Source organism: Mesorhizobium neociceri (assembly GCF_013520985.1).
Taxonomy (GTDB): Bacteria; Pseudomonadota; Alphaproteobacteria; order Rhizobiales; family Rhizobiaceae; genus Mesorhizobium; species Mesorhizobium neociceri.
The window spans coordinates 186167-201852 of sequence record NZ_JACDTY010000004.1 but is presented as its reverse complement, the minus strand read 5'-3'; the positions used below and the strand labels follow the sequence as shown (position 1 = coordinate 201852).

Below are 15686 nucleotides of genomic sequence, written 5' to 3'. Positions count from 1 at the left end.
TGGTTGCCGGGCAAAAAAATGCCCGGTTTTGCGCATGTTTGCCCCAATTTCCCGGGTTTTTTGAAGGAGTGCTCGATAAAATGGCGAATGAAAACTGGCCCGTTTACGGTGAAATCACCGGCCCTGTCGTGATGATCGGCTTCGGTTCGATCGGACGGGGAACGCTGCCTCTGATCGAGCGTCATTTCAAATTCGACAAGTCGCGCATGACGGTCGTCGACCCGCGTGACACCGACCGCAAGCTGCTCGACGAGCGCGGCATCGCCTTCGTCCAGGAACACGTGACCGAGAAGAACTACAAGAAGCTGTTGACCCCGCTTCTGACCAATGGTGGCGGCCAGGGCTTTTGCGTCAATCTATCCGTCGATACCGGCTCGGTCGACCTGATGCGGCTCTGCCGCAAGCTCGGCGTGCTCTACATCGACACCGTCGTCGAGCCGTGGCTCGGCTTCTATTTCGACACCAAGGCCGACAATGCAAGCCGCACCAACTACGCGCTGCGCGAAGCCATGATCAAGGAAAAGCACGACAAGCCCGGCGGCGCGACCGCGGTTTCGACCTGCGGCGCCAATCCGGGCATGGTCTCGTGGTTCGTCAAGCAGGCGCTGCTTAACCTCGCCGGCGATCTCGGCCTCGAATTTTCCGAGCCGGCACAGGACGACCGTGACGGCTGGGCCAAGCTGATGAAGAAGGCCGGCGTCAAGGGCATCCACATCGCCGAGCGCGACACCCAGCGCACCAAGAAGCCGAAGCCGATGAACGTGTTCTGGAACACCTGGTCGGTCGAGGGTTTCATCTCTGAGGGCCTGCAGCCGGCCGAACTCGGCTGGGGCACGCATGAGAAATGGATGCCGAAGAACGGCCAGAAGCACAAGCATGGCTCCAAGGCGGCGATCTATCTCGAACAGCCCGGCGCCAACACCCGCGTGCGTTCATGGTGCCCGACGCCGGGAGAGCAATACGGTTTCCTGGTGACGCATAACGAGGCGATTTCGATCGCCGACTTCTTCACCGTGCGTGGCAAGAAGGGCAAGGTCCACTACCGCCCGACCTGCCATTATGCCTATCACCCCTGCAACGACGCCGTGCTGTCACTCCACGAAATGTTCGGCGCCGCAGGCAAGGCACAGCCCGTCCATCACGTGCTTGACGAGAACGAGCTGGTCGACGGTGTCGACGAACTCGGCGTGCTGCTCTACGGCCACGACAAGAACGCCTACTGGTACGGCTCGCAGCTCTCGCTGGCGGAAGCCCACAAGCTGGCCCCCTACCAGAACGCCACCGGCATGCAGGTCACCTCGGCCGTGCTCGCCGGCATGGTCTGGGCGCTGGAAAACCCGGAGGCCGGCATCGTCGAGGCCGACGAGATGGACTACAAGCGCTGCCTGGAAGTGCAGTCCCAGTACCTCGGGCCGGTCAAGGGCTACTACACCGACTGGACGCCGCTCGATAACCGTCCGGGTCTCTTCCCCGAGGACCTCGACAAAAACGACCCGTGGCAATTCCGCAACATCCTCGTCCGATAGCGGTTCCCTACCCCTGCCTCACTGCCTTGCAATCGCCCGGAAATCGGGCGATTGAAGGGATGCGGACGAGAGCAGTGTGCGCCCATTTGGGCGCACGAGGGACCGCTCTGGAAACTTGAGGCCACGCACATCGTGTTCCCAAACGTCGTTTGGCGATTGGGCCGATGCGCCAGGAGAGGATTTGATATGACGATTGCGCGCAAAATTCTTTCGGCGGGCGCGGCGGGCGCTCTTGCCACGATGCTTGCCGCCTGCACCACCGGCGGTTCCGACGGACCACCGATCTCATCGCAGTCGCGAGGCGTCGAAGGCTCATGGCTGAACGCCGAAGGCAAGGCGGTCTCGACCTTGAACGGCGGCGTCTTCACCACCGTTTCGGCAGAGACCGGCGAGAAATTCGCTGATGGCAGCTATACCAAGACCGGCGCCACCTCGGTCGAGATCAACGGAACCTCGCTGATCCGGCAGCAGCCGATCGCTTTCAACTGCCTGCTGGTGTCCATCAACCAGCTGAATTGCACCAGCTCCGCCGGCCAGAACTTCGTCCTGACCAGGCGCGGCTGAGCCTGTCTGATATAGCCTTCTAAAAAGGCGGCGGCGTGATGCCGCCGCCTTTTTTATGCCGGCAAACCGATGCCGATTTCGCTCGCCCTGATTCTTCTTGCATCGCTACAACCGCGATGTGAACATGACCAAAAGCTGGCTGTTATCCTGCAGTCAAGCAAGAGCGTTGAACGCTTTGATCAGGTTCCATCCAGGAGACGATGATGAAGAAGCTCGCTGCCATTGCCGCCCTTTCTGCCTCGACGCTCGGCCTGTCGGCCGCACCATCCTTTGCCGACTACACGTTGAACATCCTGCATTTCAACGATTGGCACAGCCGCATCGAAGGCAACAACAAATACGAGTCGACCTGCTCGGCCGAGGAAGAAACCAAGGGTGAATGCATCGGCGGCGCCGGCCGGCTGGTCACCGCGATCGCCCAGGAGCGCAAGAAGCTCGAAGGCCAGAACGTGCTGCTGCTCAATGCAGGCGACAGCTTCCAGGGATCGCTGTTCTACATCACCTACAAGGGCACAGCGGAGGAGGAATTTCTCAATCAGATCAAGCCCGACGCGGTGACGCTTGGCAACCACGAGTTTGACGATGGCGAGAGCGCGCTGGTGCCCTACCTCGACAAGGCGCAGTTCCCGGTCGTCAGCGCCAATGTCGTGGCCAACGACAAGTCTGGCGCCTCGGGCAAGATCAAGCCGTCGATCGTGCTTGAGGTCGGCGGCCAGAAGATCGGTATCATCGGCGCCGTGACCAATGACACGCCGGAACTCGCCTCGCCCGGCCCCAACATCACCATCGCCGACGACGTCAAGTCGATCACGGCGGAAGTCGAGAAGCTGAAGGCGCAAGGCGTCAACAAGATCATCGCCGTCACCCATATCGGCTACAGGCGCGAGCGCGACGTCATCGCCAAAATCCCCGGCATCGACGTGGTCGTCGGCGGCCACAGCCATTCGCTTCTGTCCAACACCGATCCGAAGGCGGAAGGACCCTATCCGACCATGGTCGACAACCCCGACGGCTCCAAGGTGCCGGTGGTGCAGGCGGCCTCCTATTCGAAATATCTCGGTGAATTCAAGGTCGTGTTCGACGACAACGGCAACGTCAAGGAAGCCAGCGGCGACCCGATCTTCCTCGACAAGTCGATCACCCCGGACCCGGCCGTGCTTGCCCGCATCGAGGAGCTGGGCGCCCCGATCGAGGCGCTGAAGAACAAGGAAGTGGCCGAGACCACCGAGGCCATCGACGGCAGCCGCGAGAATTGCCGCACCAAGGAATGCGCGATGGGCAACCTCGTCTCCGACGCCATCCTCGACCGCGTCAAGGGACAGGGCGTCGAGATCGTCGTCTCCAATGGCGGCGGCCTGCGTGCCTCGATCGACAAGGGCACCGTAACCATGGGCGAGGTGCTGACCGTGCTGCCCTTCCAGAACACGCTGGCGACCTTCCAGATTTCCGGCAAGGATCTGGTTGCCGGGCTGGAAAACGGCGTCAGCCAGGTCGAGGACGGCGCCGGCCGCTTCCCGCAGGTCGCAGGTCTCAAATATTCCTTCGACAAGTCGGTCGCGCCCAATGCCGGCCGCGTCAAGTCGGTCGAGGTGATGGAAGGCGGCGCCTGGGCGCCGATCAACCCGGACAAGGACTATCTGGTCGCCACCAACAATTATGTCCGCCAGGGCGGCGACGGCTACAAGGTCTTCGCCGACAAGGCCAAGAACGCCTATGATTACGGTCCCGGCCTGGAACAGGTGGTCGCCGACTATCTCGCCGCACACCGGCCCTATACGCCGAAACTCGACGGCCGCATCACCGAGATCGCGGCTACCGTGGCGGCTGCCCCGGCCGCCGAGCCGGCCAAGCCAGCCGAGCCGGCGATGCCCGCATTGCCGGCAGGATCCGGCGACATCACCACCACGCCGCCGACTGTCCCGGCGGAAACCGCCCCGGCAACGCCGGCACCAGCCGAACCGGCAAAACCAGCCGAAGCTGCGCCTGCTCCGGCAAAACCGGCTGAGGCTGCACCTGCAACGCCCGCCCCGGCCGAGACCAGCCATATCATCGTTGCCGGCGATACCTATTGGGATCTGGCCAAGAAGGCCTATGGCGACGGCACCAAATGGAAGGTGATCTCCGAGGCCAACAAGGGTTTTGAGCCGCGCCGGCTTCCTGTAGGCGCGACCCTGACCATCCCGCCGGCTGCCAAGTAACGCAGGTCTGGAATTCGAAACACCCGCCCGGTCCGCCGGGCGGGTGTTGCTTTTTCGGACAAGGTGCGGCCAGACGTGGCATTGAAAACCGGCGCGGCGTCGTTAGTTTCGCGCCGTGTCCGGAGAATTGCCATGACCCTTGCCCCCAAAGCCGCGAAAGCGCCCGAGCCGCTGCCGTCAGGCCGTGCACCGGCGCAGGCGGGCAGTAGGCCGGGCAAGATCGGCGTCATGCTGGTCAATCTCGGCACGCCCGACGGCACCGATTTCAAGCCGATGTGGCGCTATCTCCGTGAATTCCTCTCCGATCCGCGCGTTATCGAGCTCAACAAGGCAATCTGGTATCCGATCCTCTACGGCCTGGTGCTGACGACGAGACCGAAGAAGTCCGGCGCCAATTACGCGAGAATCTGGAACCGGGAGAGGAACGAGTCGCCGCTGCGCACCTACACCCGCGCCCAGAGCGAAAAGCTGGCTGCGGCGCTCACCGACCTGCCCGATGTCATCGTCGACTGGGCGATGCGCTACGGCAGTCCGTCGACCGCGAGCGTTGCCGAAAAGCTGGTCGCGCAGGGCTGCGACCGCATCCTGTCGTTCCCGCTCTACCCGCAATATTCGGCGACCACGACCGCGACCGCCAACGACCAGCTGTTTCGCGCCCTGATGAAAATGCGGGCCGCACCCGCGGTCCGCAGCGTGCCGCCCTACTATGCCGAGCCGGTCTATATCGAGGCGCTCGCCCATTCGATCGAGCGGCATCTGGCAACGCTCGACTTCGAGCCGGAGGTGGTCATCACCTCCTACCATGGCATCCCCAAACCCTATTCCGACAAGGGCGACCCCTACCGCGCGCATTGCCTGGAAACGACGCGGCTGCTGCGCGAAAAGCTCGGCTGGAGCGATCAGAAGCTGATCACCACCTTTCAGTCACGCTTCGGCGCGCAGGAATGGCTGCAGCCCTACACCGACAAGACTGTCAAGAAACTGGCGAAGGACGGCGTGAAATCGATCGCCATCCTCAATCCCGGCTTTTCCGTCGACTGCATCGAGACATTGGACGAGATCGGCCGCGAGGCGGCGGAAACCTTCCACCATGCCGGCGGCGAGAAATTCGCCCACATCCCTTGCCTCAACGACAGCGCCGAGGGCATGGCGGTCATCGAGGCGATGGTGCGGCGCGAGCTGTCGGGCTGGGTCTGAGGCCGCCGCATTTCGGCGATCGATCGCTCCTGTTGTGCTATTCCACGCGCTAATAATCAGCGATCACCTGATTGTAACATTATTGAAACACACCTAAGTGTTTGGTGAAGTCGGTTGCATGGAATCAACGCCATGGCCGGCATCTGAGGGAGATACAAATGGACTTCAGTGGTTTCGGTATTGCAATTGGTGCGCTTGCCTTTCTGGTGTTGGTGCTTCTTATCAAAGGCATCCGGACAATCCCGCAAGGCTACAATTATACGGTGGAGCGCTTTGGCCGTTACACCAAAACACTAAGCCCCGGCCTCAATCTCATCGTGCCGTTCGTCGACCGTATCGGCGCCAAGATGAACATGATGGAGCAGGTGCTCGATGTGCCGAGCCAGGAAATCATCACCCGCGACAACGCCATAGTGGGTGTCGACGGCATCGCCTTCTATCAGATCCTCAATGCCGCGCAGGCCGCCTACCAGGTCGCCGGCCTGGAGAACGCCATTCTCAACCTGACAATGACCAACATCCGTACCGTCATGGGCTCGATGGACCTCGACGAACTCTTGTCCAACCGCGACGCCATCAACGAGCGCTTGCTGCGCGTCGTCGACGAAGCGGCGCATCCGTGGGGCATCAAGATCACCCGCGTCGAGATCAAGGACATCAATCCGCCGGCCAACCTCATCGAATCGATGGGCCGGCAGATGACGGCAGAACGCAACAAGCGCGCGCAGATCCTCGCCGCCGAAGGTCTCAAACAGTCACAGATCCTCGAGGCCGAAGGCCGCAAGGAAGCCGCCTTCCGCGATGCCGAAGCGCGCGAACGCTCGGCCGAGGCCGAAGCCCGCGCCACCCAGGTTGTGTCGGAAGCGATCTCCAAGGGTGACGTGCAGGCGCTCAACTACTTCGTGGCGCTGAAATACACCGAAGCGATGGGCAAGATCGGCACCGCCAACAACAGCAAGGTCGTGCTGATGCCGATGGAAGCCTCGGCGCTGATCGGCACGCTCGGCGGCATAAGCGAGATCGCCAAGGAGGTGTTCCGCAGCGAAGGCACCGCCGGCGCCGCGCGGCAGGCTGCCCGCCCTCCGGTGGTTCGTCCAAGCGAGAATTGAGGCTAGGCGAGAACTGAGATCATAGGAGCATGATCCCGAAAAGTGGGAACCGGTTTTCGGACAAGATCATGCTCCACTGGAAGTAGGAGCACACTCCCATGTTCGACCGCATTATTTCCGAACTTGGCCCGTGGAACTGGATGGTTCTTGGTTTCGTCCTCCTAGTGATGGAGGTCATAGCGCCAGGCATCTTCATGCTGTGGATCGGCATCGCCGCATTGGTGATCGGCTTGATTTCCCTGCTCATCTGGGGCGCAAGCTTCTGGACCTGGGAAGTCCAGGTGCTGGCCTTCCTGGCGCTGTCGCTGGTCTCGGCGTTCGCCGGCAAGAAGCTGGTTGGCGGACGAAATGTCCCGAGTGACCAGCCGCTGCTCAACCGGCGCGGCGCGCAGCTGGTCGGCAAGATGGCTACCCTTGCCGAACCGATCAAGGACGGCCGCGGCCGCATAAAGCTCGGCGACACGCTGTGGCGCGTCTCCGGCCCTGACCTGCCGGCCGGCACGCAGGTGCGCGTCGTGAGTTCGGCCGACACCGATCTGGAACTGACGGTCGAGGCTGTCTGAACGCTTGAAGGCGCGCAGCGCTTTCGGAATGGAAAATCAGGGCGCGTCGCGTAGGGCTTCCCGACCGTGAAGCGCCCTTAATTTTTCAGGCAGCGCCGATGCGCAACAGATCATGCAGGTGGACCAGCCCGACCGGCCGCTTTCCCTCGACAACCATCAGGCTGGTGATGGCCGAGTTGTTGATGGTCTGCAGCGCGGTCGCCACCAGCGTATCAGGTGTGGCCGTCTTCGGTTTTTTCGTCATCACCTGATCGACGCTCATCTCCATGAGATTGCTGCCGATGTGGCGCCTGATGTCGCCATCGGTGATGATGCCCACCAGCGCTCCGTCGGCCGCTGTGATGGCCACGCAGCCGAACCCCTTGTTCGACAATTCCAGGATCGCCTCGCGCATGCCGGTGCCCGAAGCCACCAGCGGCAGCCTGTCACCGACATGCATGATCTCGTGGATCTGCGTCAGATTGGCGCCGAGTTGGCCGCCAGGATGGAAGGTGCGGAAATGGTCGGGGGTGAAACCGCGCGCTTCGAGCAGCGCGATGGCCAGCGCATCGCCGACGACCAATTGCAGCAGCGTCGATGTCGTCGGCGCCAGGCCGTGCGGGCAGGCTTCCGGCACGGATGGCAGAAGCAGCACCACATCGGCCGCGCGCGCCAGCGCCGAAGTCGCGCCGGAGGTAATCGCAATCAGCGGGATCGAAAAACGCCTGGAATAGGCGACAATGCCCATCAATTCCTTGCTCTCGCCGGACCATGACATGGCAATGATGGCATCATCCTTGGCGATCATGCCGAGATCGCCATGATTGGCCTCCGCCGGATGGACGAAGAAGGCGGGCGTGCCGGTCGAGGCCAGCGTAGCCGCGATCTTGGAGCCGATATGGCCGCTTTTGCCGACGCCGGTGACGATGACCCGGCCATCGATGCGCGAGATAATGTCGACGGCGTGGGCGAAGGGTTCGGCCAGTCCGTTTTCCAGCGCGGCGGCCAACGCCGCCACTCCGGCCTGTTCCGTGGCTACCGTTCTCAGCGCCGAGGCGATCGAAGCCTCCAAAGGCTTCTTTTCTGGGGATCCCGCATGCATGGCTGATGCGCTTAGCGCTTTGCCGTTCGCCTGTCCAACAGAATTGCCGTCCGGCAAGGTCTGACAGGCACCCCCTCAACCCTCCGTTAACCATCCCCGTTTACGGTTCGGTAAGTATGGCGCGCTTGCGCCGCGCAAGCAGTGGTGACGATGTCGCGGGCCCATCCTGAAAAGAAAAAAGGTCGAACGGGCGGAGCCTTTTGCGCTCTGCTTCTGGCGACGAGCGTGCTCGCTCTGCTGCGGCCAACTGCGCTTCATGCCCAGGAAACCGAGTTGCGCGGTGAAGTCTCGGAATCGGCGATCCTGTCCGACCAGCAGCGCAGGGCCAGGCAATTGAGCAAGGCCAACACGCAGGTCAAGCCGGCGCCTGCCGACACCACCCCCACGGAAAACACGCCAACCGCCTATGTGCCGGCCAGCGATGGCGCCTTGCCTGACGGCACCGACCCGTCACAGGCCGGCGCAAACAGCATTTTCGACCCGCCGGCAGCTACCGACGACTCGTTCGCCGATCAGCCGCCAACCGTCCAGCCACGCCGGCCATCGACGGCAAAACAACGCGCCGCCGATGCGGACAAGACCAAGGACAAAACCAAGGCTGCCGACAAGAAGAAGCCTGGCCAAACCACGGACCAAACCACCACTGGAACGACTTCGACCAGCACTGCGGCAGACGACACCGACCAGGATACGGCCAACCGCCGCGCCCTCACCATCGACAGCGTCGACCGGCAGAAGCTCGACCCTGGCGCCGAGCGCACCGATGCCATCGAGGGCCAGAAGAAGAAGCCCGAGGACGACCCGTACGCGGCAACCGGCATCAAGGTCGGCTCCTTCCTGCTGCGGCCGACGCTGGAGCAGGGCGTTACCGTCACCTCGAACGCCGATTCCAGCGCTGGCGGCAAGTCGGCGGTGCTGTCCGAAACGGCGCTGCGCTTCTCCGCCACCTCCGACTGGCGCGAGAACTCGGCGGTCATTGACGGCTACGGCAACTTCCGCAACACCATTTCGGGCCAGAAGATCAATGAGGGGCGTGGCCGTATCGAAGGCACGCTCAATGTCGACCTCGACAATGAACTGCGCGCCATCGCAAAGCTCGGCTACGAGATTGCGCCGGAATCGGCGTCCTCGCCCGACGCCATTGCCGGCGTCACGTCGCAGCCGATCCGCCAGACCGTCGACGGCAGCCTCGCCGTTAAGAAAGATGTCGGCAAGCTGCGCTTTGCGCTGACCGGCGCGGTCTCCCACGACATCTACGGCGACGCCAAGCTGACGAACGGCACGATATTGTCGCAGAAGGATCGTGATTCCACCCTCTACACAGCGACCTTGCGCACCGGCTACGAGATTTCGCCCGCCATCACGCCTTTCGCCGAAGTCGAAGTCGGCCGCCGCGCCTATGATCTGCGCGTCGATTCAAGCGGCTTTGAGCGGTCATCGACGCGGCTTGGCGCGCGCGCCGGTGTCGAAGTCGACATGGGCGAGAAACTGGCCGGTGAATTCTCGGCCGGCTGGCTCCGGGAAGCGATCGACGACAACCGGCTGGAGGCGAATTCGGGTGCGTCGGTGAATGCCGACCTCAAATGGTCGCCCGAACGCGGCACCATCATTGGCCTCACCGCGCAGACCATGATCGAAGGCACGACGACCGCCAATGAAAGCGGCGACATCCTCTATTCCGGCCGCCTCACCGGCGAGCGGCAGATCCGCGCCGACCTGACCGGCAACGCCGCCCTTGGCCTCGACTGGCGCAATTACACCGGCTCCGACGGCCATGACATGACGCTGAGCGCCGAGGCCGGGCTGACCTGGTGGCTGAACCGCTATGTCGGCCTCACCAGCCGCGCCCGCACCGAAAAGCTGACCAGCAATCTGCCCGGGCGCAACTACACCGCCAACAGCATCTACCTCGGGCTGAAGCTGCAGCGTTAAACCGGAAGACCAGGTCAAGCGGCCGCGCGGATCTCAATGGGTAAGCCGGCGGGACAGCACCCCCCTCTGTCCTGCCGGACATCTCCCCCTCAAGGGGGGAGATTAGCAGTGTCGGCCGCGGCGCCTTTCTTCAACATTGAAAATTGGCGGACGCATTCGCGAAAATTCGATCTCCCCCCTTGAGGGGGAGATGTCCGGCAGGACAGAGGGGGGTGGGCGGGAACTCGATCTAAGCCCTATGTCACGAGAGCGAATACTGAGTGTCCGCTCTGCTCCTGACACGAATGGCGAACTAGAAGGCAGCGCCGCGACGCTCGGAAGGCTTCATCTCGTCGAGCAGCGTGCGGATGACGCCGGCCATGTTCTCGTTCATATCGCTGCGCCACAGCGCGAAAGCGACATTGGCCTCGACGAACCCTTCGGGCGACCCGCAGTCGAAGGTGCGGCCCTGATAGTGAAAGCCAAAGAAGGGCTGCTGCTTTTCCAGCTTCAGCATCGCGTCGGTCAGCTGGATCTCGTTGCCGGCGCCCTTTTCCTGGCTTTCGAGTATCTTGAAGATCTCAGGCTGCAGGATGTAGCGGCCGTTGATGTAGAGATTGGAGGGTGCTGTACCGGTCTTCGGCTTCTCCACCATCTCGGTGATGCGGAAGCCGTGATGCGTATCCTCACCGCGGCCGACAATGCCATATTTGTGGGTTTCGGCCGGATCGCATTCCTGCACGGCGATGATGTTGTTGCCGGTCTCCTCGTAGAGTTCAACCATGGCCTTCATACAGCTCTTTTCCGACTGCATGATCATGTCGGGCAAGAGAAGAGCGAAGGGCTCGTCGCCGACCAGTTCGCGCGCGCACCAGACGGCGTGGCCGAGGCCCATCGGCACCTGTTGGCGGGTGAACGAGGTCTGCCCCGGTGCCGGCTGCAGCCGCTGCAGGCGGGCCAGCTGCTCGTCCTTGCCGCGCTGGGCGAGCGTGTCATAGAGCTCGAACTGGATATCGAAATGGTCTTCGATGACCGCCTTGTTGCGGCCGGTGACGAAGATGAAATGTTCGATGCCGGCCTCGCGTGCCTCATCGACGACATACTGGATGACCGGTCGGTCGACGACGGTCAGCATTTCCTTGGGGATGGCCTTGGTGGCCGGGAGGAACCGCGTGCCGAGACCGGCGACCGGGAAAACTGCCTTGCGAACTCGCTTCATGCGTCAATCATCCGTTTGAGGGCGTGCCCGGCAATCCGCCTCGCGACATTTTCGCGCCGGAATTGAGGATTATCGGGCGATTGAGGGAACATCAACCGGTAAAGCATCCAGGTGTCTTTTCGTTCCAGGCGCCGCCTATGGTAAACTAATTCCTAACCCGGTTCGGCGATGAATGGTCTTTCCTGAGATAGAGAAGGGGGAAAATATGTCCGTTCGCAGTGCCGCAAAACTCTTTACCAGCGTGCTGACGGCGGCCAGCCTCTCGCTCGCCTTGCTGATGCCGGCCGGACCGGCCTTTGCCGATGCCGGCTTCCGGCAATGGGTCGCCGGTTTCCGCGCCACCGCCGTGGCGGGCGGTGTTTCCGGCGCGGTCTACGACCAGGCGTTCCGGGGTATCAACGAACCCGACCCGGTGGTGCTTGAAAAGGCCCGCACGCAGCCTGAGTTCACCGCACCGGCCTGGGACTATTTCGACAACCGCGTCCATGACCAGTCCGTTGCCGTCGGCCAGCAGATGGCCAAGAAATGGAAGCCGTGGCTGGACCGGATCGAGGCCAGGTTCGGCGTCGATCGCTACATCCTGCTCGCCATCTGGTCGATGGAATCGAACTATGGCGAAATCCTCAAGCGTGACGACATCGTGCGCAATGTCATCCGCTCGCTGGCGACCCTCGCCTATGGCGACCCGAAGAGGTCGAAATTCGCCCGCACCCAGTTGGTCGCCGCGCTGAAAATCCTGCAGACCGGCGACATCGACGAAAGCCACCTCATGGGTTCCTGGGCCGGCGCCATGGGCCAGACCCAGTTCATCCCGACCAGCTACCAGCATTATGCCGTCGACATGGACGGCAATGGCAAGCGCGACATCTGGAATTCGATCCCCGATGCGCTGGCGACATCGGCCAATCTGTTGAAGAAGAATGGCTGGCAGGGCGGCAAGACCTGGGGCTATGAAGTCACCATTCCGGCCGGCAAACTGCCGGCCGGCTCGAAGACACTGGCGCAATGGCAGGCGCTCGGCGTCACCAGGGCCAGTGGCAAGCCGTTCAAGAATGCAACCGACAAGGCGACGCTGAAGGTGCCGGACGGCCGCGGCGGGCCGGCATTCCTGATGATCAAGAACTTCTCCGTCATCAAGGCCTACAACAACGCCGACAAATATGCCCTTGCCGTCGGCCTTCTTGCCGACGAAATCGCCGGCTCTAGTGGTCTGGTCCAGGACTGGAAGCGGCCTTTCACCAAACTGTCCTTCGAGGAACGGCAGGAGTTGCAGAAGCGGCTTTCGCAGCACGGGCTTTACGACGGCAAGTTCGACGGCAAGATCGGTGACGGCACGAAAACCGCCATCATGACTTATCAGGCAACGGTCGGCTTGACCCAGGATGGGTATCCGAGCATGGAAGTGCTCAAATGGCTCAGAAAGAAATAGGGCCAGCTGCGGTGCCGCGCATTTTCGACGCGCAAGGAATGCCGTAGCATGGATTTGTGCATGAGCCCCCGAGGGGTCATGCGCCAAGGGATGGAGAGGGAGCTTGGTTTCGGCAGCGCGTATCCGTGTGATCGTTTTCCGCTTGCCGATCCTCATTCTGGCCATCGTCGTCTTGGCGACAGCGGTCGCCGGCACGTTCCACACACCGGCTTTGGCGCAGGAACAGCAGCAGAACCGCGGCTGGTCGCTGCGCGACCTGTTGTTCCCGCGCCGCAGCGAGCGCATCGAGCCGCCGCTCGACATCCAGAAGGCGAAGCCGAAGCCCAAGAGAAAACCGCGCCCGCCCAGTGAGCCGGCCGTGCCGATCGTCGAGAAGGCGCCGGATTCCCGCGTTGTCCTGGTGATCGGCGATTTCATGGCGAGCGGCCTCGCCGAAGGCCTCGATACCGCCTTTGCCGTGAACCCTGCCATCAGGATCGTCGAGCGCGCCAACGGCTCCTCGGGTTTCGTGCGTGATGATGTCTACAACTGGCCCGAACAGGTCAAATCGCTGATCGAGACCGAAAAGCCGGCCGCCGTGGTCGTCATGCTGGGCTCCAACGACCGCCAGCAGATGCGCGTCAACGACGTGCGCGAACAGCCGCGTTCCGAGAACTGGACCAAGGAGTACGAACGCCGGACCGAGGCGTTCGGCAAGGCGCTGGCGTCGACCAAAGTGCCGTATCTGTGGGTTGGCATGCCGGCCTTTAAGGCGCCGAAGATGACATCCGACATGCTGGCCTTCAACGACATTTACCACTCGGCCGCCGAGAAGAACGGCGGCGAATTCGTCGACGTCTGGGACGGGTTTGTCGACGAGAACGGCGCCTTCGTCTCGACCGGTCCCGATATTAACGGCCAGGCCGTGCGGCTGCGCTCCGACGACGGCATCAACGTCTCGAAAGCCGGCAAGCGCAAGCTCGCCTTCTACACCGAAAAGTCGCTGGCCAAGATCCTCGGCCTGGCAGCACCGGGAAGCGTGGTGACGACTGCCGCGCCGGCCGGCGCCCCGGTCGAAGCACCGTCGCTTCCGGCCGCACCCATTGTGGTCGACCGCACCGTTCCGATGCTGCTCAACGATCCGGCGCTCGACGGCGGCACCGAACTTCTCGGTGCTGCGGCAGCGCCCAAGGCCAATCCGGATCTGCCCGGCGAAAAACTCATCCTCGAAGGCAAGGCGCCCGAGGCGTCACCCGGCCGCGCCGACGATTTCTCCTGGCCACCCAAGGCACCCGCCACGGCCGCCGCGACGGATACGACGACGGCGATCAACCGTTAAGTCCTGAGACTGTTTTCAGCGGGGCAGGACGGTCGATCCCATGAGAGCTTCGTCGATCGAGCGGGCCGCCTGGCGCCCTTCGCGGATCGCCCACACCACCAGCGACTGGCCGCGGCGCACATCGCCGGCGGCATAAAGCTTGTCGACGCTGGTCTTGTAGTCGCGGTCGTTGGCTTCGACGTTCCTGGAACGGCGGCTGTCGGTGGTGATTTTCATCTCACCGTCCAGCTCCTTCGCCACGCCCACGGCGGCCGGTCCGGCAAAGCCGATGGCGATGAAAGCGAGATCGGCGCGGATGACGAATTCGGTGCCGGCGATCGGCTTGCGCTTCTCGTCGACCTCGCAGCACTTGACGCCGGTCAGCTGGCCTTCCTCGCCGATGAATTCGAGCGTCGCCACCTGGAATTCACGCTCCGCACCTTCGGCCTGCGATGACGACGTCCGCATCTTCGTCGCCCAGTAGGGCCAGACCGAGAGCTTGTCTTCCTTCTCCGGCGGCTGCGGGCGGATGTCGAGCTGGGTGACGCGCACCGCGCCCTGGCGAAAAGCCGTGCCGACGCAGTCGGACGCGGTATCGCCACCGCCGACGACGACGACATGCTGGCCGCCGGCGATGATCGGATGCGAAGGCCACGCTACCGATTGGATCGGCTCGCCGCCGACCCGGCGGTTCTGCTGCACCAGATAGGGCATGGCATCATAGACGCCGCCGAGATCGTCGCCCGGAATGTTGGCCGGACGCGGCGATTCCGAACCGCCGCAATAGAGCACCGCATCGTATTCGGCGAGCAACTCGGCGACGGGCTTGTCGACGCCGACATTGACGCCGCAATGGAAGGTCACGCCCTCGCCCTGCATCTGTTCGATGCGGCGGTCGATATAGTGCTTCTCGATCTTGAAGTCGGGAATGCCATAACGCATCAGCCCGCCCGGACGGCTTTCGCGCTCATAGACACTGACCTCGTGTCCGGCGCGGCCAAGCTGCTGCGCCGCCGCCATCCCTGCCGGGCCGGAGCCGATGACGGCGACCCGCTTGCCGGTCTTCTTCTCCGGCGGGTAAGGCCGGATATGGCCGGTCTCATAGGCCTTGTCGGCGATAGCCTGCTCGACCGTCTTGATGGCGACCGGAATGTCTTCGAGGTTCAGCGTACAGGCTTCCTCGCAGGGCGCGGGGCAGATGCGGCCGGTGAATTCCGGAAAATTGTTGGTCGAATGCAGGTTGCGGATCGCATTGTCCCAGTCACCATTGTAGACGAGATCGTTCCAGTCGGGGATCTGGTTGTGGATCGGGCAGCCGGTCGGCCCGTGGCAGAACGGAATGCCGCAATCCATGCAGCGCGCGGCCTGTTTCTCGACCTCCTTGTCCGACATCGGCAGCGTGAACTCACGGAAATGCCGGATGCGGTCGGAGGCCGGCTGGTACTTGTGCACCTGCCGGTCGATTTCGAGAAAGCCTGTTACCTTGCCCATAGTCCAGTTCCTGCTGTCCAGATGGTGCGGTTTTCGCACCCGTTAACCCCTTGAGGCAGCCATGGCAACCTTGCATCCGAGGTCAAACTGTCGCTGAAAGT

12 protein-coding genes are annotated in these 15686 nt (G+C 62.7%); 9 read left to right on the top strand and 3 right to left on the bottom strand.

Going from position 1 to position 15686, the window contains the following annotated elements:
• Positions 1-80 precede the first annotated feature (80 nt).
• The 6 genes from H0241_RS11140 to H0241_RS11115 all read left to right on the top strand — a co-directional run bounded on the left by H0241_RS11140 (position 81) and on the right by H0241_RS11115 (position 7157).
• Positions 81-1526 carry a homospermidine synthase gene (locus tag H0241_RS11140; RefSeq protein WP_181057464.1) on the top strand — a complete coding sequence of 482 codons (1446 nt, stop codon included), beginning with the start codon at positions 81-83 and terminating at the stop codon, positions 1524-1526.
• Between the two features lie 186 nt (positions 1527-1712).
• On the top strand, positions 1713-2090 hold the full coding sequence (locus H0241_RS11135) for a hypothetical protein (RefSeq protein ID WP_181057463.1): 378 nt from the start codon (positions 1713-1715) through the stop codon (positions 2088-2090).
• 203 nt (positions 2091-2293) lie between these two features.
• A complete protein-coding gene (locus tag H0241_RS11130) occupies positions 2294-4288 on the top strand; it encodes a bifunctional metallophosphatase/5'-nucleotidase (protein WP_181057462.1) in 1995 nt (664 codons plus the stop codon).
• A gap of 132 nt (positions 4289-4420) precedes the next feature.
• A complete protein-coding gene (gene hemH, locus H0241_RS11125) occupies positions 4421-5485 on the top strand; it encodes a ferrochelatase (RefSeq protein WP_181057461.1) in 1065 nt (354 codons plus the stop codon).
• Between the two features lie 158 nt (positions 5486-5643).
• On the top strand, positions 5644-6594 hold the full coding sequence (locus H0241_RS11120) for an SPFH domain-containing protein (protein WP_112559280.1): 951 nt from the start codon (positions 5644-5646) through the stop codon (positions 6592-6594).
• A gap of 98 nt (positions 6595-6692) precedes the next feature.
• Positions 6693-7157 carry an NfeD family protein gene (locus H0241_RS11115; protein WP_181057460.1) on the top strand — a complete coding sequence of 155 codons (465 nt, stop codon included), beginning with the start codon at positions 6693-6695 and terminating at the stop codon, positions 7155-7157.
• An 85-nt stretch (positions 7158-7242) separates the two neighbouring features.
• On the opposite strand, the gene H0241_RS11110 is transcribed toward H0241_RS11115, so the two are convergent.
• Positions 7243-8238: a KpsF/GutQ family sugar-phosphate isomerase gene (locus tag H0241_RS11110; RefSeq protein ID WP_181057459.1), complete on the bottom strand. Its 996-nt coding sequence runs from the start codon at positions 8236-8238 to the stop codon at positions 7243-7245.
• A 150-nt stretch (positions 8239-8388) separates the two neighbouring features.
• Between H0241_RS11110 and H0241_RS11105 the strand changes: the two genes are divergently transcribed.
• On the top strand, positions 8389-10170 hold the full coding sequence (locus H0241_RS11105) for an outer membrane beta-barrel protein (RefSeq protein ID WP_181057458.1): 1782 nt from the start codon (positions 8389-8391) through the stop codon (positions 10168-10170).
• Between the two features lie 292 nt (positions 10171-10462).
• Here the strand turns inward: H0241_RS11105 and galU are convergent, their stop codons facing one another.
• Positions 10463-11368 (bottom strand): UTP--glucose-1-phosphate uridylyltransferase GalU, encoded by a 906-nt coding sequence (gene galU / locus H0241_RS11100; RefSeq protein WP_181057457.1) that lies wholly within the window; start codon positions 11366-11368, stop codon positions 10463-10465.
• Positions 11369-11573: 205 nt separating this feature from the next.
• Between galU and H0241_RS11095 the strand changes: the two genes are divergently transcribed.
• Together H0241_RS11095 and H0241_RS11090 are read left to right on the top strand one after the other, a co-directional pair.
• Positions 11574-12797: a lytic murein transglycosylase gene (locus tag H0241_RS11095; RefSeq protein ID WP_181057456.1), complete on the top strand. Its 1224-nt coding sequence runs from the start codon at positions 11574-11576 to the stop codon at positions 12795-12797.
• A gap of 103 nt (positions 12798-12900) precedes the next feature.
• Positions 12901-14115 carry an SGNH/GDSL hydrolase family protein gene (locus H0241_RS11090; protein WP_181057455.1) on the top strand — a complete coding sequence of 405 codons (1215 nt, stop codon included), beginning with the start codon at positions 12901-12903 and terminating at the stop codon, positions 14113-14115.
• Between the two features lie 15 nt (positions 14116-14130).
• Here H0241_RS11090 and H0241_RS11085 read toward each other — a convergent pair whose 3' ends face one another.
• Positions 14131-15585, bottom strand: a complete 1455-nt coding sequence (locus tag H0241_RS11085) for a glutamate synthase subunit beta (RefSeq protein ID WP_181057454.1) — start codon at positions 15583-15585, stop codon at positions 14131-14133.
• Between the last annotated feature and the right edge of the window lie 101 nt (positions 15586-15686).

What these genes read in the sequence shown, in the direction of transcription:
- H0241_RS11140 (WP_181057464.1), top strand. Translation starts at nt 81, where the DNA reads ATGGCGAATGAAAACTGGCCCGTTTACGGTGAAATCACCGGCCCTGTC.
- H0241_RS11135 (WP_181057463.1), top strand. Translation starts at nt 1,713, where the DNA reads ATGACGATTGCGCGCAAAATTCTTTCGGCGGGCGCGGCGGGCGCTCTT.
- H0241_RS11130 (WP_181057462.1), top strand. Translation starts at nt 2,294, where the DNA reads ATGAAGAAGCTCGCTGCCATTGCCGCCCTTTCTGCCTCGACGCTCGGC.
- hemH (WP_181057461.1), top strand. Translation starts at nt 4,421, where the DNA reads ATGACCCTTGCCCCCAAAGCCGCGAAAGCGCCCGAGCCGCTGCCGTCA.
- H0241_RS11120 (WP_112559280.1), top strand. Translation starts at nt 5,644, where the DNA reads ATGGACTTCAGTGGTTTCGGTATTGCAATTGGTGCGCTTGCCTTTCTG.
- H0241_RS11115 (WP_181057460.1), top strand. Translation starts at nt 6,693, where the DNA reads ATGTTCGACCGCATTATTTCCGAACTTGGCCCGTGGAACTGGATGGTT.
- H0241_RS11110 (WP_181057459.1), bottom strand. Translation starts at nt 8,238, where the DNA reads ATGCATGCGGGATCCCCAGAAAAGAAGCCTTTGGAGGCTTCGATCGCC.
- H0241_RS11105 (WP_181057458.1), top strand. Translation starts at nt 8,389, where the DNA reads ATGTCGCGGGCCCATCCTGAAAAGAAAAAAGGTCGAACGGGCGGAGCC.
- galU (WP_181057457.1), bottom strand. Translation starts at nt 11,368, where the DNA reads ATGAAGCGAGTTCGCAAGGCAGTTTTCCCGGTCGCCGGTCTCGGCACG.
- H0241_RS11095 (WP_181057456.1), top strand. Translation starts at nt 11,574, where the DNA reads ATGTCCGTTCGCAGTGCCGCAAAACTCTTTACCAGCGTGCTGACGGCG.
- H0241_RS11085 (WP_181057454.1), bottom strand. Translation starts at nt 15,585, where the DNA reads ATGGGCAAGGTAACAGGCTTTCTCGAAATCGACCGGCAGGTGCACAAG.